The following is a 19,658-nucleotide window of genomic DNA, read 5'->3' on the forward strand; positions in this document are numbered from 1 at the left end:
AGAGAGATTTTATGAGCAGTCGTATTCAACAGGGAAGCTTGAACATTGATAGCACCCTCTACCAATTAATTAATGAGCAGGTCATTCCTGGAACAGGCATTGTCGCTGAAGACTTTTGGCAATCATTTGCAACTATCCTTGAAGACTTGGCTCCCAAGAACCGCGCACTGCTTATCAAGCGTGAAGATCTTCAACATCAAATTGACGTTTGGCACCAAGAGCGTGCGGGACAAACGCTAGATGCGGCAGAGTACAAACAGTTCTTACAGCAGATTGGCTACTTAGTTCCTGAGGGTGATGACTTTCAAGTAACGACTACCAGCGTTGAGCCTGAAATTGCAACACAAGCGGGTCCGCAGCTTGTTGTACCTATTATGAATGCACGTTTTGCACTTAACGCGGCTAATGCGCGTTGGGGAAGTTTATACGATGCGCTCTACGGAACCGATGTCATCAGTGAAAGTGACGGCGCGAAAAAGGGAGGAAGCTTTAACCCGGTACGCGGTGCTAAAGTGGTGAGCTACGCTCGAGGTTTCCTTGATGACGCTGCACCGTTAAACGGTGTATCTCATAAAGACGTCACCAAATACAGCATCAGCAATGTCAGTATTGGCAATACACTGACAGCGACCTTAGACAATGGCGAAGAAGTCACTCTAATCGATCGCAACCAGTTCATTGGTTACCAAGGTGATGCGAGTGCCCCTTCAAGTATTCTGCTTAAGCACAATAATCTCCATATCGAAATTCAAATTGACCCAAGCGCGCCAATTGGTAGCGTTGATGTGGCAGGTATTAAAGATGTGCTGGTGGAATCGGCACTGACTACGATTATGGATTGCGAAGACTCGGTAGCTGCGGTTGATGGTGAAGACAAAGCATTGGCTTACCGCAACTGGTTAGGCTTGATGAAAGGTGACCTACAAGAGTCGCTAGAGAAAAACGGCAAAACCATCGTTCGTAACCTTAATCCAGATCGCCAATACACCAGCGTGACGGGAGGCGAGATCTCGCTGAAAGGTCGTAGTATGTTGTTCATACGCAATGTGGGCCACCTAATGACCAACCCTGCCATTATTGATGCTCAAGGCAATGAAGTCCCTGAAGGCATTATGGATGGCATGGTCACCTCGTTAATCGCAATGCACGATTTAAAAGGTAACAGCGCGTACCAAAACTCGACTGCGAACAGCATCAATATTGTTAAACCTAAGATGCATGGTCCTGAAGAAGTGGCGTTTACCAATGAACTGTTTGGCCGTATTGAAGATGCATTAGGCCTAGATCGATTCACGATCAAAGTCGGCATCATGGACGAAGAGCGTCGTACTTCAGTCAACCTAAAAGAATGTATCCGCGCGGCTAAAGATCGTGTTGTGTTCATCAACACAGGTTTCTTAGACCGAACGGGTGATGAAATTCACACCAGTATGGAAGCGGGCCCATTCGCTCCTAAAACACAGCTGAAAACCATGACTTGGATTGGCGCATACGAAGACCAGAACGTTGATCTTGGCTTAGCTTGTGGCCTGCAAGGTAAAGCCCAGATCGGTAAAGGCATGTGGCCAGAGCCGGACAACATGGCCAAGATGATGGATGCGAAAATCGGACACCCACAAGCGGGCGCAAATACTGCTTGGGTTCCTTCTCCAACTGCCGCGACTTTGCATGCTTTGCACTATCACAAGGTGAGTGTTCCTAGCCGTCAGAAAGAGCTTCGTGAACGTGTGAGAGCGAACGTCGACGATATCCTGACTATCCCGCTACTAGGTAATCAAAAGCTGACTGCTAAAGATATCCAAAATGAATTGGATAACAATACACAAGGTATTCTTGGCTACGTAGTGCGTTGGATTGACCAAGGAGTCGGTTGTTCGAAAGTGCCAGATATTAACGATGTAGGGTTAATGGAAGACCGAGCGACATTGCGTATTTCGAGTCAACATATTGCCAACTGGTTACGCCACGGCATTTGCGATGAAGCACAAGTAATGAAAACCATGAAACGTATGGCGGCAGTGGTTGACGAGCAAAACGCTAGCGACCCGAGCTACCGTAATATGGCACCTGACTTTGAAAACAGCATCGCATTTTCAGCAGCGTGTCAGTTGGTATTCGAAGGCTGCGCTCAACCTAGTGGTTACACCGAGCCAGTGCTGCATGCTATGCGTCTAAAACTGAAAGCGCAGGGATAGAGAAGCAACCCAATAACAAAAACAGAGAATGTAAAATACTAAAAAAAAAGAAACCCCCTTTAACCGAGCCCAAGGTGCCGCGCTTTTATAGCGCGGCTTTTTTTGGCTGTTTTTCTGGTGTGTGGGGGAATCTCAGAAGAGAGGTGTTAGTAGGGCTATTCGATGTTTAAGCTTGCTGATGTCTAAGAGTCAGGCTTAGTTACGACCAAGCCTAACTACTTCCGAGACCTAGTTACTACCAAAACACAGATACTTAATATCCATGTATTCATCAATGCCTTCTTTTGCGCCTTCACGGCCAATACCTGATTGCTTAACACCGCCGAAGGGCGCGACCTCAGTTGAGATGAGGCCATCATTAATACCTACCATACCGTACTCAAGTGCCTCTGCGATGTTCCATACTCGATGAATGTTCTGACTGTAGAAGTACGACGCTAATCCATAAATGGTGTCGTTTGCCATCTCAATAAGCTCTTCGTCTGTCTCGAATTGCATCACAGGAGCGACAGGGCCAAAGATCTCTTGCTGAACAATGTCCATGCTGTGTTTCACATTTTTTAAAATAACAGGCTGAAGGAAAAGCCCATCAAGCTCTTGAGTTGGCGTCACAGGTGTTGCGCCTTGTTCTACCGCTCTGTCTATTAATGCTTGGATGTTGTTCTTCGCATTCTGATTGACAACAGGACCAATGGTGACACTTTCATCTAAGCCGTTACCAATCTTAAGCTGCTGAACCGCTTGAGCGAATTTAGCCACGAACTCATCGTATACTTTACTGTGAACATAGAAACGGTTTGCACAGACACATGTTTGTCCCGCATTACGGAATTTCGACGCCATTGCGCCTTGAACGGCCGCGTCGATGTCTGCATCGTCAAATACAATAAAAGGTGCGTTGCCACCGAGCTCCATTGAGGTGCGCTTGATGCCTTGTGCGGCTTGAGCCATCAAGATACTGCCCACTCGAGTCGAGCCTGTGAAAGAGATTTTTTTGATCAGTGGATGAGAAGTGAATAGGGTGCCAACTTGCTCAGGGCTTTCACCAAGAACGACTTGAAGTAGATCTTTCGGAATACCCGCTTGATAAGCCAGTTCAACCACAGCAAACGCAGAAAGCGGTGTTTCATCTGAAGGTTTTACGACAAAGCTACAACCAGCAGCTAGGGCAGGAGCTGCTTTACGAGTGATCATTGCAATAGGGAAGTTCCATGGCGTAATTGCACACGCGACTCCAATAGGCTGCTTGATGGTCACCAAGCGTTTGCCAGCGACTGTGCTAGGAATAGAATCACCATAAGTACGTTTGGCTTCTTCTGCAAACCACTCAATAAAGCTCGCGCCATACACGACTTCGCCTGTCGCTTCTGCTAACGGTTTACCCTGCTCAATCGTCATGATTCGAGCCAGATCTTCTTTGTTTTCAAGGATCAGTTGGTGCCAACGGTGCAGTGATGCAGCACGAGATTTAGCTGGAACCTTGGCCCACTCTTTCTGTGCAACATGAGCACGTTCAATCGCGTTTGCTAACTCTGCTTGTGATGAAATAGGTGCGTGTCCGACGAGTTCACCTGTCGCTGGATTTGTGACTGCAACTGCGTTGTTCGCTTCTGTCACCATAAAAGAGAGTAAGTGCTGGTTCTTAATGTTTAGCATCGTGATTCCTTTGTTGTGATTACTTTAGACGTGTTGCTTATGTGCGGGGTGGCGTGTGTTGAAATGACTTCGACCAAATGTTGATTGGTCGAAGATTGTGGTTACTACTCAATAATACAGTGTTTCTTGTTTTCAAGATGAAACACCTACCCTTTTTCTTGAAATGATTACCATAGCGCTGCGTGTTGACTGTGATTGAATCGGTTATTACACAAAATCAAACAACACGTAAAAGTGTGTCTAATGAGCTCTCAGCCCAATTAGATAAAGGGCTAGGGGCGGAAATTCCGGTTTGTGTAAAAAATCAATTTAGTAAAATTCACACTGTGAAATTTTTGTTGTGAAATTGTTTAAAAAATACAAGTAGTATGAAATACATGGAAGCCACACAGTAAAGAACACATTTGAAAAGGGTCAATCAGGATTTTTGACCTACATGAAATTCAAAGCCGTAAGAGGGAAAGATTATGAATATGCTGACACTAGACAAAACAGAACTTCACAGAAACCATTCAACATTTATTGCTGAAGCTGTCTTTGCCGTAGAAATGGTGAAAGCAGACAAGCAACTCGAAAAACAAAAAATGGCGAAACAGTTGCTTGATACTCTATTCCCTTTAGAGGCGGGTTCACACGAAGATGCAGTGAGCTACGAGATTGATTATCGACATGTTCAGGTTTACTTCAAAAACGGCGAGCACACCGGCCTGAAAAGAGCGAAGCACTTTGTCGCTTATGCGGGTGATAAATCTAAACCATCGTCAATTCTATTTCGAGACGAGAGCGGTACCCATGTTGAAGTGACGATAGGTGCTCGCAAAGGAACTGGTAATTTAGAGTTGGTGAACATCGAAGACATTCAATTAGAGACATGCACCACGTTTGGCCAAACTGAAGCGAACCTCTCTTCTGGTATTCGCCACTGGGTTAGCTTAGTGAAGGGTGATGAAAGCGGCCGACCAAGCGCATCGAGTGAAGATAAAGAGTTCACTGAAAAGAATGGCGAAGATTACAACCTAGGCTTTTGCTTCGCGATTTAATGTACTGCCTTTGAAATGTGCAGTTCTGTGGCGAGAAGCGTAGCAAGACATAGCACTGACATTTAAATACTGATTTCTCTTTTACCTTTGGTAATTTCCCCGCCCCTATAGCGGGGCTTTTTTATTAGAGCTATAAATAAATCAGGCTATTGTTAATATTATCTGTAGAAAGTTTGCATGAGATTTTACGGTGCGTCATTTTAATTTAACATGTTGTATTTTAATGTTTTTGTCTGTTTGTTTTATTCTGCTTTTATTGGGTTAACTATCACTATCAATGGTAGTCTGGGTAACTATTGAGCTAAAACTCAGTCAAAATGCTTCGACCTGTGCTATAATGCGCGCCTTGGGATTGAGCCAGTAAGTCCATTTTTCACCAACCATTGTGATTTTTATCGCCTCTATTTAGGTGGTGCGGCGAGCCAATCAAGTAGTAATTGGATATGGAGAGCGTCCTTATATTCGTTGATTCGGATATGCGAACATCATAATTTATGAGTTTTAAATCAAAAAAATACAGTATCGATTCTACTGACTATCAAGTTGGTCAAGATAACGTCAGTAAATGGGGCATGGATGTCCACAACACCGTCTTCATAGCCTCAGTAGGCTTATCTCTTCTCTTCATCATCACTCTTCTTGCTCTTCCTCCAGCAGACGCTAAAGCTGCTATTGATTCTATTAAGGGTGCTGTTTTATCAAAGTTTGACTTCCTGTTTATGTGGGGAGCTAACATCATGCTAGCGTTTGCTGTTGTTCTAGCATTTTCACCGTTGGGTAAGATTCGCCTAGGCGGCGAAGACGCGACGGCGGACTATTCGATGTCATCTTGGATTGCGATGTTATTCGCAGCGGGTATGGGTATCGGGCTTATTTTCTGGGGCGTTGCTGAGCCAACCGCGTTCTTCACTAACTGGTTCGGTACACCATTAGATGCGGAACCTTTTACAGAAGCAGGCCGTGAACTGGCACTTGGTGCAACCGTATTTCACTGGGGCTTTCATGCATGGGCTATCTATGGCATGACGGCGCTTTGTCTAGCGTACTTTGTTTACAACAAAGGCTTACCGCTATCAATGCGTTCTGTGTTTTACCCAATACTGGGTGAACGAGTTTGGGGTAAAACAGGTGATGTGATCGATGTACTAACGGTACTGGTTACTCTGTTTGGCCTTGCGACTTCATTGGGTCTAGGTGGTACGCAAGCAGCAAGTGGTATTAGCCACGTGTTTGGCTTGGAAAACAACATCTACCTTCAGCAATCTATTATCGTTTTGATTATGGGTTTGGCGATCATCTCTGTTATGCGTGGCATGGACGGTGGTGTTAAGTTCCTAAGTAACCTGAACATGGTTATTGCGTTCGTATTCCTTGGTCTTATCGCTGTATTGAACTTTACGACAGTGCTTGATTCTGTGGCGACTGCGGCAACGGGCTATGTGAAAAACATCGTAGCTTTGAGCCAAAGTGCGGGTCGTGAAGACACAACATGGCTGCATGGCTGGACTGTGTTCTACTGGGCATGGTGGGTTGCGTATGCACCATTCTTCGGTATGTTCGTAGCGCGTATTTCTAAGGGCCGTACGGTTCGTGAGTTCTTACTTTGCGTACTGATTATCCCAACATTGGTAACGTCGGCTTGGATGTCGATCTTCGGTGGCGTGGCTATCGAGCAAGTAATTAACCATGTGGGACAACTTGGCCTCGACCAAGGCATTACAGACGTATCTCTAAGCTTGTTCTACATGCTAGATGCTTACTCGTTCGGTAGCATTCTGTCAGTTCTCGCAGTCGCACTGATCATTGTGTTCTTCGTTACAACGCTAGACTCAGGCTCTATCGTTATCGATGGCATGACGGCGGGTGGTAAGCTTGAAGTTCCTGTTAAACAGAAAGTGGTTTGGGCGGTTATCTCAGGTGCTATCGCAATGGTAATGCTGTGGATTGGTGGTACTCAATCTATTCAAGCTCTGCAATCGATCACGATCATTGCTGCACTGCCGTTTACGATCATTCTTCTTATTGGCTGTTTTAGCTTGTTGAAAGGTCTACTGACTGAAGTAGATAAAGGACAAGAAAACGTTAGCGAAACCGTTAAATAAAGTAATCGAGTATAGGGAGTATATAGTTCGCTAATTACTCCTTATTCAGCGTTATTTCAAAGCTCTCTTGTACTGTGTGCAAGGGCGCTTTTTTATACTTGAGAAGAAATGACAGGTAAGAGAAAGAGACAAAAAAAGAGCCACAAGCGAATCGTCACTTGTGGCTCTTTTTAGTTTTAGGGCTTAGCTCTAGTGTACTAGCTAGTAGCTACTAGCTACTAGCTTACGCGTTTAGTTCGTGTTGAATTACGTAATCCAAAGCACCGACTACCGCTGCAACTTGAGCGTCATTACACTCTTCGTCAGTCACTTTGTCGCTGTCTGGGTAAACCTCTGTGGTTGTTCCGTACTTACAGTCGGTCACGCCGCCACATAAGCCAAGCTTCTTCATTGGGTAGTTGATCACACCGTGTTGAGTGACGTCTGAACCAATGATCTTGCCTTCGTCATCCGCAGGCGCAATATGCGTTACTTGCTCTACTGATTTAATTACAGCTTCTTGGAATTCTGGTTGCGGGTTTTCAGTATCGCCAACCGTGTAGAAACCATCTGGGATCATACCTTCGATGTACTCAATACCATCACGAGCAGCGAGTGCGGGTCGGAATTCAGTTTCATCAGAGTCTGTCGTCTCATGCAGGTCAACGTGAACCAATACTTCTGGCAAAGAGGCCACTAAAGCTCGTAGGTTTGCTGATTCTTCTGCTGGCGTATCGTCGTAGAAAGAGCGGTTTGGATCGACAGCATTTGGGTTCCAACGGTTGATGACTTCGTAACCCCAAGGGCTCACACAAGGTGCAACAACAATGTTGAAATGCGCTGCATATTGTTCTGCTTGAGTTGCGGCGAACTTGATCGCGCCATGCACACCACTGGTTTCGTAACCGTGAACACCACCCGTTACAAGGATCGTTGGTTTTGATGCGTTCCAGTTTTTGCTTTTAATTGCAAAAAGCGGGAAGCGAGCTTCATCGTAGCTCAATGCGCCGTATTGCTCGATGTCAAAGCGGTCTGCCAATGCTTGGATTTTTGGCACGACTTCTTGCTGGTATTCACGCTTAACGGTTCTTTGAGCGAACCATGCTTGACGTTCTGCTTCTTGCCATTTTTGTCCTGGCTCACCGATTGGGTAGGAGTATTCACTTTTCATCTATACTTCTTCTTTTATGTTCGCGAAAGATGAAGACAGACTAGTCCTGTCTAGCTGAGACGGCAATAGAAAACACAACTTGTGACTCTATTTTTTACAGACTCATAACTTTGATGAGTGGATTGATGGTGTTACATTTTATCAATTGTTTAATCCCTTAAAAGAGACCATAAAATGGCTGGAGCAAGTTTATTAACGCTACTGGATGACATTGCAACCGTGTTGGATGATGTCGCACTGATGTCTAAGGTCGCTGCGAAAAAAACCGCCGGTGTGTTGGGGGATGACTTAGCGCTGAACGCTCAGCAGGTATCCGGTGTTTCTGCTGAACGAGAAATCCCAGTGGTTTGGGCGGTTGCAAAAGGCTCATTTAAAAACAAGCTGATTTTGGTGCCAGCCGCATTATTGATCAGTGCCTTTATTCCTTGGCTGATCATGCCTTTGCTTTTGATTGGTGGTCTGTTTCTTTGTTTTGAAGGGGCAGAGAAAATCTTAGAGAAGTTGTTTCCTCATGCTCATCAAGAGGCTGAAAAGGGAGAGGACACAAGTACTGGTGAATCCATAGAGGAATATGAGAAGAGGAAGGTCGCAGGCGCGATTCGTACCGATTTCATATTATCCGCGGAAATCATCGTGATAGCTCTGGGTACCGTGACGGGTACAAGCATCGTTACTCAGATTCTTGTCGTGAGTTTGATTGCGGTTGTGATGACGATTGGTGTTTATGGTTTAGTGGCAGGGATCGTTAAGTTGGACGATTTAGGTTTCTATCTGCAGCGAACATCGAATGGCAGTGGCATTAAAACTCAATTGGGTAATGGGCTAGTCGCGTTTGCACCAAAGCTGATGAAGATGCTTGCTGTGGTCGGTACAGCTGCGATGTTCTTGGTTGGTGGCGGTATTGTGGTGCACAACGTTCCTGCGATTCATCATTTAATTGAACCGATTATTATGGATTTTAGTGGACATACGATTGCGACAGCGGTGGTACCGACGCTATTAAACGGTGTGATTGGGGTTTTAGCTGGCTTGATTGTCGTTGCTGTTTGGACTGCGATTGGAAAAATGCGCGGTAAGTAATCGTTCATTATTTTTATAATAAGACAGTCTTTCATCGAAACAAAAAAGGGTCACCATAATTATTATGGTGACCCTTTTCGTTAAATGGAGGGCGTTTATTTAACAGCCCAAGCGCTTATTTTACAGCCCAAGCAATCGTCTCGCCGCCACGGATTGGCACAACAATGTCTGAACCGAAAGGCATGGTTTCAGCAACGTTCCACTCTTCTTTAACAAGAGTGATGGTGTCTGTATTACGTGGCATGCCGTAGAAATCCGGACCATTGTGGCTCGCGAACGCTTCTAGGTTCTCAATCTTGCCTTCTAAATCGAATACTTCAGCGTACAGTTCAACCGCAGCGTGTGCTGTGTAAGAACCTGCACAACCACATGCTGACTCTTTAGCGCCTTTCGCGTGTGGCGCAGAATCGGTACCCAAGAAGAACTTCTTGCTACCGCTTGTTGCCGCTTCGATAAGTGCTAACTGGTGTGTGTTGCGCTTAAGGATAGGTAGGCAGTAGAAATGTGGCTTAATGCCGCCAACCAGCATGTGGTTACGGTTGTAAAGCAAGTGGTGAGCTGTGATGGTTGCCGCTACGTTCTCGCTAGCGTTCTTAACGAAAGTCGCTGCATCTGCAGTCGTGATGTGCTCTAGAACGATCTTCAGGTTAGGGAAGTCGTTAACAATCGGTGCTAGAACCGTGTCTAGGAACTCTTTTTCACGGTCAAAGATATCAACATCGTGAGCCGTTACTTCACCGTGTACAAGCAGCAACATACCCACTTCTTGCATCGCTTCTAGTACGTGGTAGATCTTTTGAGCTGAAGTTACACCTGAATCCGAGTTTGTCGTCGCGCCAGCAGGGTATAGCTTCGCCGCTACAACAGCGCCACATTCTTTCGCTTTGCGAATTTCATCAGGTGTTGTGTTGTCTGTTAGGTAAAGTGCCATTAGAGGCTGGAACTGTTCACTTGGCTGCTCTGCCATGATGCGTTCACGGTAAGCAAGAGCCATTTCGGTATCGGTTACCGGTGGGATGGTGTTTGGCATGATTAACGCTCGACCATTGTAGCGGCTGATATCGCGCACTGTATCTTTTAATACTTCGCCATCGCGTAGATGAACGTGCCAGTCGTCAGGACGAGTAATCGTAAGTTGTGTCATTGAAGGCTCCCACCATTTGAAGTGTTATGTAGTTGGAGCCTAAACTCGGCGAAATCTGTGAAAGCAATCGCTTACGTTTAGGCGACAGGATGATAGTGGAAAAGCACTTTCATTTCATCCTATTTTTAACTCTTCAGGGCTAGGAGCTTGTTTTTATGGCGTTTTAATTCGGTATTTATTTTTGGATACGGGTTAGCGAGTCGCCACCCAGAGTCCGTGGATCATTCCTGGTACCCAAAAGAAGAAGGTCAGGACGATGTTAATCAGCAAATCTTTACCTGCGCCACGAGCGAAGAACACACCAACAGGCGGAAGCAGTACACATAAAATGATAATGACGAGTTTGTTCATGATAAATCCTTTTTATTCAATGAAAGTTCAATGCGGTAACCGTGTTCACATTATAGAACGTATGGAGAGTGTTAATGCATTGCTGTCTTAATGTATACAAGGCAGTGATTTAAACATCTCAAGATATTAGCTTAGTATCAAGTGTTTAATGCCTGCCAGTTTATCTATTTATAACCATTTGTTAGCATTGGGACAAACAACAAAACATTGGAATCGTTATGTCGCAGTCACCTATAGATCGAAAGGCTTCAGAGCAAGCTCCTTCCTTATCTCAAATCAACGTGTTTCCGGTTAAATCAGTAGGTGGGATTGCACTCTCTTCTGCTTGGGTCGAAAAACAGGGCCTTACCTTCGACAGACGTTTTATGTTGGCGTTGGCTGACGGATCAATGGTGACGGCGCGTAAGTACCCTAAAATGGTCAAAGTGTCTTCTAGCTTGCAGCCAGACGGTTTGATTTTTACTTATGAAGGTAAAGAGCCGCTGCGCCTGAAATACGCAAACTTTAAGATGCAAGAAGCGCCTGCAACGGTATGGAAAGACAGCTTTACTGCGTATACCACTAACGACGAGGCGGATGATTGGTTCAGCGATGTGCTTGGTGTTCGCGTAGAACTGCTGTTCTGTGGTGAGCAATCAAATCGTGTTCGAGAAAAGCTTGGTCAGAATGTCAGTTTCGCTGACGGCTATCCAATGTTGGTGATCAGCCAAGCCTCTCTAGATGAGCTCAATCGCCGCAGCCCTGAAGTTCATTCAATGGATCAGTTCCGCACTAACTTTGTTGTTTCAAATACAGAAGCCTTTGCCGAAGACGGTTGGAAGCGTATCCGAATTGGTGAGGTTGAATTCGAAGCGGTGAAGCCTTGTGAGCGCTGTATCCTGACGACAGTCGATGTTGAGAGCGGCGAATTCAGAGCGACAAAAGAGCCTCTTAATACCTTTTCTACGTTCAGAGCTAATGAACGCGGTGGCGTTTTCTTTGGTCAGAATCTAGTGGCGAAAAATGAAGGTCTGGTGAAAGCGGGTGACGTGGTTGAGGTACTTGAAACCAAAGAGAAAGAGCACTATGAAGACACTTGGGTTGAGTCACTGCACTTAACTTGCGTCGAGCGTGAAGAGATCGCTCGCGACTTCACGACGTTCTGGTTAGAGCCAGCGAAAGAGAACCATTCATTACCAAACTATCAGCCGGGGCAACATTTACCGATTGAGATGGTGATAAATGGCGAAAAAGTGTCTCGTCGTTACACGCTATCTTCTAGTCCTTCACGCGCAGGTCGTTTGGCGATTTCCGTGAAGCGAGTGGACGATGGTCAAATCTCAAACTGGCTCAATGATCACTTCCAAGTCGGTGATACGCTTGTTGCTCAAAACCCAGATGGTGCATTCTATTTAGAACCAAACCCAAAACACCCGTTACTGCTTTTGTCTGCAGGAAGCGGTATTACGCCAATGTTGTCGATGCTTCGCTATTTAGCCGACCATGGACAGATTGATGATGTGGTTTTCTATCACCAATGCAGCAGCGAAGAAGACATCCCTTATCAAGCTGAGATTGACCAGATCGCCAAAGAGCACGAAGGCTTAAGTGTGATTTATTCATTGAGCCAACCAACGAAAGAGTGGGATGGTTTGTCTGGACGTTTGAGCGTGTCTCATGTCGCTGAAATTGAAGATCTACACAAGCGCCAAGCGTTCGTGTGTGGCCCTGACGGCTTTATGGATAATGCTAAGAAACTGCTGATTCAAATGGGGCTCAACCCTCAGCATTACCATCAAGAAGCGTTTGGTGTCGCTCAGTCAACAGAAGAGACGGTGAAGCAGCTACAGTTAAGTGTGAACGGCTACCTGTTCGAAGGTAATAATCAATCAACCTTGCTAGAGCAAGCGGAGTCGGCGGGGGTGTCTATTGCTTCAAGTTGTCGTGCGGGTTTCTGCGGTGCTTGTAAAGTGACGCTTGAGTCCGGACAAGTTCATCAACCGGATGTCCCTGCATTGCAAGATCATGAACGTAATATGGGGCAGATCTTGGCGTGTTGTAGCGTGCCTCAAACCGATATCGAAGTTGTAGATTAACGACTCGTTAGATCATTACGAAAAACGCATTAAAGAACACTAAATAGAAAAGGCCGGAAGTTCGTTAAATGAACCTCCGGCCTTTTTGATTCTTACAGCGTCGCTATTTTTAAAAACGTAGTTTGCCTTACGATGTTATTGATTAACTGAAATTAATCGTAGATCGTTGGGATTGGTTGACGCTTGTGCTGTGTTGCTTTGTAGATGCCAACTAAGCGATCGGATACGTCTTGAGGTACTGTTTTACCTTCAAGGAAATCGTCAATTTGATCGTAAGAAAGGTTCAATGCTGCTTCATCGGCTTTCTGTGGATCAAGCTCTTCTAGATCAGCAGTGGGTACTTTCTTAACAAGTTGCTCTGGAGCGCCCAACGTTGCTGCAAGCTCACGAACTTGGCGTTTGTTCAAACCAAATAGTGGTGCTAAATCACATGCGCCGTCACCGTGCTTAGTGTAGAAACCAGTGATGTTTTCCGCTGAGTGGTCAGTACCAATCACCAGACCGCCAACGTAACCAGCAATTTCGTATTGTGCGATCATGCGAGCACGAGCTTTCACGTTGCCTTTCACAAAGTCGATTTTTGCTGAATCTGTTGGTAGTAGACCTGTGCCTTCAAGAGCAACGTGAGAGGCTGCGTGAAGCCCGTCAACACCCGCTTTAATGTTGACAGAAACAGATTGAGAAGGCTGAATGAAAGAGAGAGCAAGCTGTGCTTCGTCTTCATCTTTTTGTTCACCGTAAGGTAGACGAACCGCGATGAATTGGTACTCGTCGCTACCAGCGCTTTCATTTAGGCTATCAACGGCCATCTGTGCCAAGCGGCCACAGGTTGTTGAGTCGACACCACCACTGATACCAAGGATCAGTGATTTGCATCCTGACTGTTGAAGTTTCGTTTTGATAAACTCCACACGACGAGTCACTTCGAAGTGAGGGTCAATTGAAGGTAGTACGCGCATTTCGTCACGAATTAACTGTTCCATTCGTATTCCTTTCCTACAAGCAAATTAAAAATCTAGTGTTATCATACCTAAATCATCCGATTTAAAAACCTCTTTGCACAAGCTTAGAAAGAGAAGGCAGTAATAAGTAATGGAAAAAATAGCCATTTTCGGTAGTGCGTTTAATCCACCGAGTTTAGGGCATAAAAGTGTGATTGATTCATTGGCTCACTTTGACAAAATCCTGCTCGTTCCAAGTATTGCCCATGCTTGGGGAAAAGAGATGCTAGACTTTGATACGAGATGTCAGTTAGTTAACGCATTTATTAGCGATCTTTCATTGGATCAAGTGGAGCTTTCTTTGGTCGAAAAGAGCCTATTTACTCCAGGTGAAAGCGTAACGACTTATGCGGTGCTCAGCGCACTTCAGAAGTTATATCGTGATGCGGAACTCACGTTCGTTATAGGTCCTGACAACTTCTTTAAGTTCTCATCTTTTTATAAATCAGATGAGATTACTGAGCAGTGGTCTGTAATGGCTTGCCCTGAAAAAGTGAAAATTCGTAGTACTGATATCCGCAATGCGCTGATAAGTGGAAGCGATGTTGCAAAACTGAGTACAAAGTCAGTTACAAAGATATTGCAAGATAATGGACTGTATACAATAATGTAGATTCACTCACTTAGGAGGTCTGATGACTATGCTAAAGCGCGCGATACCAGCGACGATGATCATTGCAGCATGCAGTTTACCTGCATATGCTGAGTGTGATTTTTTTAGCCTAGATTCGGTAATGCTGACTTCTGATGACGAAAATAGCTGCTTGGATTTCTCTACTAGCCTTGAATCTTTCGGTCAACGTATGATCGAGCTCAGTGGGTTAAGTGAAGGTGAACCTGAATCAAAGCCAGACTATTGGTCTGATTGGGTTATTCAAAGCAAAGATGCGCCTTTGTTAACTCAGAGCCTTGAGTCTAACTATGTTGGTCTCGGTATGTGGTTTCCAGAAGAGCTAGAAGATGAACAGTATAATATGTCGACAGAAGAGTGGTTGATGAACCATGGTCTTCAACTGAGCATCGGTTTTGGTGATAAAGTTGAAGGGCAGCCGCGTATGCGTTTTGATTACCGTTGGCATGACTCTAGTGATGCAGACTTAATGATGCAGGTTGAGCTGCCATTCTAGACAGGTAGTTCATTCTTTTTTGTCTAAGTGCTAAGAATTAAAAAAGCCGCGAAAACTGAGTTTTTGCGGCTTTTTAGTATTTGGCTTGCTAGTTTTAATACCAGCTCTCACTTACCGCCAAGCTATAAATCTTCACCAAACACGAGCATGCACAGTTGCTCGAACTCTTCTTCTTTACCTGAGAACAGGTCATCAATCACAAGAGTACGTTTCTGACCTGATTGCATGCGTTTCTTCGCCTCGCGCATTACCATCACCAATGTGTGCTCTTGCGGTAAGTTCGAGTCATCAACATTCCATTGATTGAATCGCTGAGACAGAGCACTTTCACAAAGCAGTGGTTTAAACGACAACACTTCTTGCTTCAATACAGAAAGCATATCTTTAAACGCTTGCTCAGTATTATTCGTTTTTAGACTACGAGACTTAGTAACTTCTAGCTTTTCTAGCAACGCAGAAGAGAGGTTCGTTTGCGTGACGTATCCCGCTTGTCTTGGGAATGAATCCGTCAAGCGCACAGAAAAGTCGACACGATTGACCTGTGTGTTTGGAAAGTAGGTCAGTGATGTTAGGCAGTCATATGGAACCCAGACGCTCTGACCTGGCTCGACGGCATACTCTTGTTTGCCCAGCTTAATCAAAACCAAACCACTTTGAACCGATACAAGGCTATGCTTAAGTACTTTTTTGCGTGGTGTAATCACCAGGTGTGAAAAGTAAGCCGATGTATATTCAATAGCGAAGTTCATAGATAGTACCTTAGTCTTGGGGCGTCAAGATTACCGTTAATCTTAAAGAATGCCAATAATAACAGGGCATTTTCGATGTTTCTGGTCTGACCTTGTCAAAAGTATGGGCTCTGTAGCTGCGATAAGTCAAAACAACGCGTAGAATGAGCCAGCTTTTTATTATATGAATGAAAAAATGACCTCTCCAACCGATCCATATGTTGATATTCGTCCTTACGGCGATGATGAAATTCCTGCGGCACTAAACCGTCTTATTAATGATGAAGAATTTATCAGTGCAATCTTGCACTACCGTTTTTCAAACCATGCGTCTTGGTTCAAAGCATTAATGAGCCCGATTTTGCGTGTGTACTTAAAAATGAAATGGAGCAAGCTGACTAGCGTTGAATCCATTCAGATTGAAGTGAAAAAGTATTTACGCGATACGCTTGCTAAAACCACTAAAGGGGTGACATACACGGGTTTAGAGTCACTGGATGCGAACCAAGCGTACCTGTTTGTATCAAACCATCGTGACATTGCTATGGATCCAGCGTTAGTTAATTACGCTTTGCATCTGAAAAATCATCAAACTTGCCGTATTGCCATTGGTGATAACCTACTAAAGAAGCCATGTGCGACTGAATTGATGCGTCTGAACAAAAGCTTCATCGTAAAGCGTTCTCTAAAAGGGCCACGTGAAATGATGAAAGCGCTAGGGCAGTTGTCTTCGTACATTAAGCACTCTCTAGAAACAGGTAACTCTATTTGGATCGCTCAGAAAGAAGGTCGTGCAAAAGACGGCAATGACTTCACAGAACCAGCAATTCTGAAGATGTTCCATGTTGAAGGGCGTAAGCAAAAAATCGTATTTCCTGAGTACGTGAAATCATTGAAGATCGTTCCTGTGGCTATTTCATACGAAAACGATCCATGTGACACCGCGAAAGCAATAGAGCTTTTTGAAAAAGACGTAAACGGCAGTTACGAAAAGGGTGAGTTTGAAGATATCGAAAGTATCATTCAAGGCATCATCGGTAATAAAGGGCGTGTTCATGTTGGTTTTGGTCAGGTTATTGACCAAGATTTCGATACGCCTGAAGCACTTGCTCAAGAGATTGACCGCCAGATTCATGATAACTACAAACTATTTCCTGTGAACTTACTGGCTGCAGAAAAAGAAGACGAGTCGATTACAGCTGCGGTGAAGCAAGAGTTTGAAGATAAACTATCGAGTTTGCCACACGGTGCTCGTCAGTACTTGATCGATAGCTATGCGAATCCAGTGAAGAATATTGGTTAACGAGCGTTAGCAAACAAGTTCGTTGATTGAATTGAAAAAGGAGCCTAAGGCTCCTTTTTTTATAGCGATATAGGTGTCTTTTTCTAAGTACTGCTATTACCGTCAATCAATCAATCAATCGAACAGCAGGTTAGCGAGCAACAGCACCACCAAGATCTAGTTGGGTCGGCCACGTGGTAATCGTGTTACCACCTAGGTAGATATTGCCTTTGACCGTCATGGTATCGGGAAATTCTGTAATTGCAGATCCGCCAATATATAAATCGCCATCAACCACTATCCCGTTTGGCAGCTCGGTTAAAGGAGTACGGATCACGCTTAGGTCTCCTTTCACTCTAAAGCCGTTGGGAAGCCGTATTAGGGGGGTATCTGTGAGGTTGATGAATCCACCCACTCTCACACCTCTTGGCCAACGGGTAATCTTACTTCCTATCAAGTCGGCGTAGCCTTTTATTTTTACGCCCGATGGAACTCGGGCTAGTAGGCTGTTACCGCCTTTAAGGCTTCCGTTAACTTCCAACCCTTTGGGAAGGCGAGTGATTGCGGTGTTTTCTATATTTAAATTGCCATCGACGACCAATCCTGTCGGTAGTGATGTATAGGGCTTATTTCGTAAATATAAGTTTCCGTAATTATCCAGATGGTTCAATATTTGATACTGATCGAGTGGTTCTGCAGTCACATTTGTTATGGTTAAAGAACCAATAATAAGTACGATTATTCGGAGCATAACAAGCTTCTTATTACGATAGACGTTAACACTATAATGAAAAAATTATTCTCGCATAGTGTTTTACTCATTTGTTGGTCGGTAAAAAAGAATAGAACACAATGAAAGGCGAATCTGTGATTGAAATAAAGCGTCAAATTCTAAAAGGCTTTGTGATTGTAACTTCTGTATTTTGTTCAGCATCAGCGAATGCTAATAAAATAATATCAACGCCCGCTAAGGCTGCAGTCGTCGTCACTCAGAATGGTTCACAGCAACGAGTTTGTTATTATGATGATAAGGCCTATAGCCTAGGTGCGGTCGTTGAAGTTTCAGGGGTGTTGATTCGATGTGCTGCCGAAAACGATTTTGAGACCAATGGTGCTCTAGGGTGGATTGAGATTATAAAAAAAGACGAGAAATAAACTCGTCTTTCATTGGTATGAGTGTTGGTGCTTATATTAACGTGCTAGAGAGCGAGTCTTAAGTTCGAATATAATCTTCTCAGCACTGACTTCAAACTTAAAGCGAGCATTTAATTCTGTACTTTCTTCTGTCAGTTCTGATGCTTCAAACTCAACGTTGCTAGACACTTGTTTAGCAAGCTCAACGTACTTAGCAAACTCAGTTTCAATGAGTGCTTTAGAGTTACCGTAAACCGTTACTTCGGCAACATCGTCGCCTTCTTTAATGATAAACCCGATTTCACCTGCGCAGCCGCAAGCCTCACATACATCATTGTTACCAATATCTTGGCTCATAAATAATCCTCTTACAAAGTCTGCGGTTATTCTAGCGAGCAATTTGAACTGTATCTACAAAAATCAAAATCTTTGAACTAAATTTTTACTAGTATGCTATGCTGTTTGATAGGATATTTAATGAATATGTATATTCGCGACGATAAATATGTATGTGATTAATATCACGTTTTCCTGAAGAGGTACGTTATTTATTTGTCAGAATATCATTCACTTAGTTGCGCCAGGATTGATTTTATAAGAGTATCTATCGCTTGACAGTTATTTATACAATGAATTTTTCGTTGGGTATTTCATATTCTAAGTAGTTATTTAAACTTATCGACTTAGGATTGTAAGGTGATTTTCGAAGAATAATTAAACAAAGTGCCCAAAGAGGCAACACTGTAAAATTGTTCGTACAAAGTATTTGTGGGTATTTAATGGAAATACTTGCGAAAAAATACCTTGCTCACATAATGCTGATAACGATTTTCATTCTGACTTCACTCGGTTGAGTTAGATGGATTTACAAAGAGAAGAACCTGAATATGCCAAAGCGTAGTAAAGAAGATACAGAAATCACGATCCAGAAGATCATGGATGCCGTTGTAGACCAACTATTGAGATTGGGTTACGACAAAATGTCATACACGACGTTGAGTCAACAAACAGGCGTTTCTCGTACAGGTATAAGTCATCACTTTCCAAAGAAAACGGATTTTACTGCTGCTCTAGACGGTCGTATTTTCAAGATGTTCATGGAACACATTGACTTTGAAAATGGCCTTGATGCATTTTCGGCTAGCTGGGTTGCTGCACTTGAAGATGCTGAGTTCCTAGCGATCTTACGTTTACTTTTCCATCATATCGTTACTGCTGAGAATGCACATGAGTTCGCGGCAAACGGTATCGACCGCTTGTACAAGCTAACTGAAACCCAGTTTGGTGATGCTAGTGGTAAAGAATTAGAGTGGTTGATTGGTAAATCATTGATTCATATGAGCCAATAATCAACACGCAATAAAAGAAGCTCCTGAGGGGGCTTTTTTTGTACCTGTAGTTTCACTTTTCTTCCTTTTTTCTCTAGCTCTCACACCGTTGTCGTTATCTTGTCTTTGTGCTGAGTAAGGTTATTTCTTTTCTTTTTAGATGATTAGGGTTTCGCCTGCATTTTACTGAGTAACTAAAAGCTTACTAACATTAACTGATGGTGTTTATTTCTAGAGCCTCAAACGTTCAAGGTGAGCCGTTTTA

General features: G+C 44.0%; 18 protein-coding genes. 10 read left to right on the forward strand and 8 right to left on the reverse strand.

Annotated elements, in window-relative coordinates; all coding sequences use genetic code 11:
* The first annotated feature begins 11 nt into the window (after positions 1-11).
* The gene (locus ACED42_RS07100; protein WP_371701972.1) at positions 12-2,195 is read left to right on the forward strand and encodes a malate synthase G; all 2,184 of its coding nucleotides are present in this window, start codon (positions 12-14) and stop codon (positions 2,193-2,195) included.
* Positions 2,196-2,423: 228 nt separating this feature from the next.
* Here the strand turns inward: ACED42_RS07100 and ACED42_RS07105 are convergent, their stop codons facing one another.
* Positions 2,424-3,851 (reverse strand): NAD-dependent succinate-semialdehyde dehydrogenase, encoded by a 1,428-nt coding sequence (locus ACED42_RS07105; protein WP_371701974.1) that lies wholly within the window; start codon positions 3,849-3,851, stop codon positions 2,424-2,426.
* 467 nt (positions 3,852-4,318) lie between these two features.
* On the opposite strand from ACED42_RS07105, the gene ACED42_RS07110 reads away from it, so the two are divergent.
* On the forward strand, positions 4,319-4,891 hold the full coding sequence (locus ACED42_RS07110; RefSeq protein WP_009845766.1) for a malate synthase: 573 nt from the start codon (positions 4,319-4,321) through the stop codon (positions 4,889-4,891).
* Between the two features lie 494 nt (positions 4,892-5,385).
* The gene (locus ACED42_RS07115; RefSeq protein ID WP_371701975.1) at positions 5,386-6,993 is read left to right on the forward strand and encodes a BCCT family transporter; all 1,608 of its coding nucleotides are present in this window, start codon (positions 5,386-5,388) and stop codon (positions 6,991-6,993) included.
* 223 nt (positions 6,994-7,216) lie between these two features.
* Here ACED42_RS07115 and ACED42_RS07120 read toward each other — a convergent pair whose 3' ends face one another.
* Complete coding sequence (locus tag ACED42_RS07120; protein WP_371701976.1) at positions 7,217-8,143, reverse strand: M14 family metallocarboxypeptidase; 927 nt, start codon at positions 8,141-8,143, stop codon at positions 7,217-7,219.
* A gap of 174 nt (positions 8,144-8,317) precedes the next feature.
* On the opposite strand from ACED42_RS07120, the gene ACED42_RS07125 reads away from it, so the two are divergent.
* Positions 8,318-9,223, forward strand: coding sequence for a DUF808 domain-containing protein (locus ACED42_RS07125; RefSeq protein WP_269334652.1), 906 nt, complete (start codon positions 8,318-8,320; stop codon positions 9,221-9,223).
* Between the two features lie 115 nt (positions 9,224-9,338).
* Here the strand turns inward: ACED42_RS07125 and pyrC are convergent, their stop codons facing one another.
* Positions 9,339-10,367, reverse strand: coding sequence for a dihydroorotase (gene pyrC, locus ACED42_RS07130; RefSeq protein ID WP_371701978.1), 1,029 nt, complete (start codon positions 10,365-10,367; stop codon positions 9,339-9,341).
* 192 nt (positions 10,368-10,559) lie between these two features.
* Positions 10,560-10,718, reverse strand: a complete 159-nt coding sequence (locus ACED42_RS07135) for a YqaE/Pmp3 family membrane protein (RefSeq protein ID WP_008215717.1) — start codon at positions 10,716-10,718, stop codon at positions 10,560-10,562.
* A 218-nt stretch (positions 10,719-10,936) separates the two neighbouring features.
* Between ACED42_RS07135 and ACED42_RS07140 the strand changes: the two genes are divergently transcribed.
* The gene (locus tag ACED42_RS07140; protein ID WP_371701980.1) at positions 10,937-12,793 is read left to right on the forward strand and encodes an MOSC N-terminal beta barrel domain-containing protein; all 1,857 of its coding nucleotides are present in this window, start codon (positions 10,937-10,939) and stop codon (positions 12,791-12,793) included.
* Positions 12,794-12,945: 152 nt separating this feature from the next.
* Here ACED42_RS07140 and nadE read toward each other — a convergent pair whose 3' ends face one another.
* Positions 12,946-13,776 carry an ammonia-dependent NAD(+) synthetase gene (gene nadE, locus ACED42_RS07145; RefSeq protein ID WP_102249397.1) on the reverse strand — a complete coding sequence of 277 codons (831 nt, stop codon included), beginning with the start codon at positions 13,774-13,776 and terminating at the stop codon, positions 12,946-12,948.
* Positions 13,777-13,885: 109 nt separating this feature from the next.
* On the opposite strand from nadE, the gene ACED42_RS07150 reads away from it, so the two are divergent.
* Together ACED42_RS07150 and ACED42_RS07155 are read left to right on the forward strand one after the other, a co-directional pair.
* Positions 13,886-14,407, forward strand: a complete 522-nt coding sequence (locus ACED42_RS07150) for a nicotinate-nicotinamide nucleotide adenylyltransferase (RefSeq protein WP_371701982.1) — start codon at positions 13,886-13,888, stop codon at positions 14,405-14,407.
* A 22-nt stretch (positions 14,408-14,429) separates the two neighbouring features.
* Positions 14,430-14,921, forward strand: coding sequence for a hypothetical protein (locus ACED42_RS07155; RefSeq protein WP_371701983.1), 492 nt, complete (start codon positions 14,430-14,432; stop codon positions 14,919-14,921).
* A gap of 122 nt (positions 14,922-15,043) precedes the next feature.
* On the opposite strand, the gene ACED42_RS07160 is transcribed toward ACED42_RS07155, so the two are convergent.
* Positions 15,044-15,670 carry a hypothetical protein gene (locus tag ACED42_RS07160; protein WP_017097078.1) on the reverse strand — a complete coding sequence of 209 codons (627 nt, stop codon included), beginning with the start codon at positions 15,668-15,670 and terminating at the stop codon, positions 15,044-15,046.
* A gap of 175 nt (positions 15,671-15,845) precedes the next feature.
* Here ACED42_RS07160 and ACED42_RS07165 point away from each other — a divergent pair, with 175 nt between their 5' ends.
* On the forward strand, positions 15,846-16,952 hold the full coding sequence (locus tag ACED42_RS07165) for a 1-acyl-sn-glycerol-3-phosphate acyltransferase (RefSeq protein ID WP_029222879.1): 1,107 nt from the start codon (positions 15,846-15,848) through the stop codon (positions 16,950-16,952).
* Between the two features lie 130 nt (positions 16,953-17,082).
* On the opposite strand, the gene ACED42_RS07170 is transcribed toward ACED42_RS07165, so the two are convergent.
* Positions 17,083-17,682: a hypothetical protein gene (locus tag ACED42_RS07170; protein ID WP_017102755.1), complete on the reverse strand. Its 600-nt coding sequence runs from the start codon at positions 17,680-17,682 to the stop codon at positions 17,083-17,085.
* 101 nt (positions 17,683-17,783) lie between these two features.
* Between ACED42_RS07170 and ACED42_RS07175 the strand changes: the two genes are divergently transcribed.
* Positions 17,784-18,086, forward strand: a complete 303-nt coding sequence (locus tag ACED42_RS07175; protein ID WP_017102756.1) for a YnjH family protein — start codon at positions 17,784-17,786, stop codon at positions 18,084-18,086.
* A 36-nt stretch (positions 18,087-18,122) separates the two neighbouring features.
* On the opposite strand, the gene ACED42_RS07180 is transcribed toward ACED42_RS07175, so the two are convergent.
* A complete protein-coding gene (locus tag ACED42_RS07180) occupies positions 18,123-18,422 on the reverse strand; it encodes a YfcZ/YiiS family protein (protein ID WP_009845739.1) in 300 nt (99 codons plus the stop codon).
* 530 nt (positions 18,423-18,952) lie between these two features.
* Here ACED42_RS07180 and ACED42_RS07185 point away from each other — a divergent pair.
* Positions 18,953-19,414: a TetR/AcrR family transcriptional regulator gene (locus ACED42_RS07185; protein ID WP_009845738.1), complete on the forward strand. Its 462-nt coding sequence runs from the start codon at positions 18,953-18,955 to the stop codon at positions 19,412-19,414.
* The last annotated feature ends 244 nt before the right edge of the window (positions 19,415-19,658 follow it).

The sequence above is a fragment of the Vibrio sp. FF145 genome, from assembly GCF_041439075.1.
Classification (GTDB): Bacteria; Pseudomonadota; Gammaproteobacteria; order Enterobacterales; family Vibrionaceae; genus Vibrio; species Vibrio tasmaniensis_A.

Excerpts from the sequence above, each read along its gene's own strand:
- ACED42_RS07180 (WP_009845739.1), bottom strand. The coding sequence starts at position 18,422 with ATGAGCCAAGATATTGGTAACAATGATGTATGTGAGGCTTGCGGCTGC.
- ACED42_RS07110 (WP_009845766.1), top strand. The coding sequence starts at position 4,319 with ATGAATATGCTGACACTAGACAAAACAGAACTTCACAGAAACCATTCA.
- ACED42_RS07175 (WP_017102756.1), top strand. The coding sequence starts at position 17,784 with ATGAAAGGCGAATCTGTGATTGAAATAAAGCGTCAAATTCTAAAAGGC.
- ACED42_RS07185 (WP_009845738.1), top strand. The coding sequence starts at position 18,953 with ATGCCAAAGCGTAGTAAAGAAGATACAGAAATCACGATCCAGAAGATC.
- pyrC (WP_371701978.1), bottom strand. The coding sequence starts at position 10,367 with ATGACACAACTTACGATTACTCGTCCTGACGACTGGCACGTTCATCTA.
- ACED42_RS07150 (WP_371701982.1), top strand. The coding sequence starts at position 13,886 with ATGGAAAAAATAGCCATTTTCGGTAGTGCGTTTAATCCACCGAGTTTA.
- ACED42_RS07165 (WP_029222879.1), top strand. The coding sequence starts at position 15,846 with ATGACCTCTCCAACCGATCCATATGTTGATATTCGTCCTTACGGCGAT.
- ACED42_RS07170 (WP_017102755.1), bottom strand. The coding sequence starts at position 17,682 with ATGCTCCGAATAATCGTACTTATTATTGGTTCTTTAACCATAACAAAT.
- ACED42_RS07120 (WP_371701976.1), bottom strand. The coding sequence starts at position 8,143 with ATGAAAAGTGAATACTCCTACCCAATCGGTGAGCCAGGACAAAAATGG.
- ACED42_RS07105 (WP_371701974.1), bottom strand. The coding sequence starts at position 3,851 with ATGCTAAACATTAAGAACCAGCACTTACTCTCTTTTATGGTGACAGAA.
- ACED42_RS07155 (WP_371701983.1), top strand. The coding sequence starts at position 14,430 with ATGACTATGCTAAAGCGCGCGATACCAGCGACGATGATCATTGCAGCA.
- ACED42_RS07115 (WP_371701975.1), top strand. The coding sequence starts at position 5,386 with ATGAGTTTTAAATCAAAAAAATACAGTATCGATTCTACTGACTATCAA.
- ACED42_RS07140 (WP_371701980.1), top strand. The coding sequence starts at position 10,937 with ATGTCGCAGTCACCTATAGATCGAAAGGCTTCAGAGCAAGCTCCTTCC.
- nadE (WP_102249397.1), bottom strand. The coding sequence starts at position 13,776 with ATGGAACAGTTAATTCGTGACGAAATGCGCGTACTACCTTCAATTGAC.
- ACED42_RS07125 (WP_269334652.1), top strand. The coding sequence starts at position 8,318 with ATGGCTGGAGCAAGTTTATTAACGCTACTGGATGACATTGCAACCGTG.
- ACED42_RS07135 (WP_008215717.1), bottom strand. The coding sequence starts at position 10,718 with ATGAACAAACTCGTCATTATCATTTTATGTGTACTGCTTCCGCCTGTT.
- ACED42_RS07100 (WP_371701972.1), top strand. The coding sequence starts at position 12 with ATGAGCAGTCGTATTCAACAGGGAAGCTTGAACATTGATAGCACCCTC.
- ACED42_RS07160 (WP_017097078.1), bottom strand. The coding sequence starts at position 15,670 with ATGAACTTCGCTATTGAATATACATCGGCTTACTTTTCACACCTGGTG.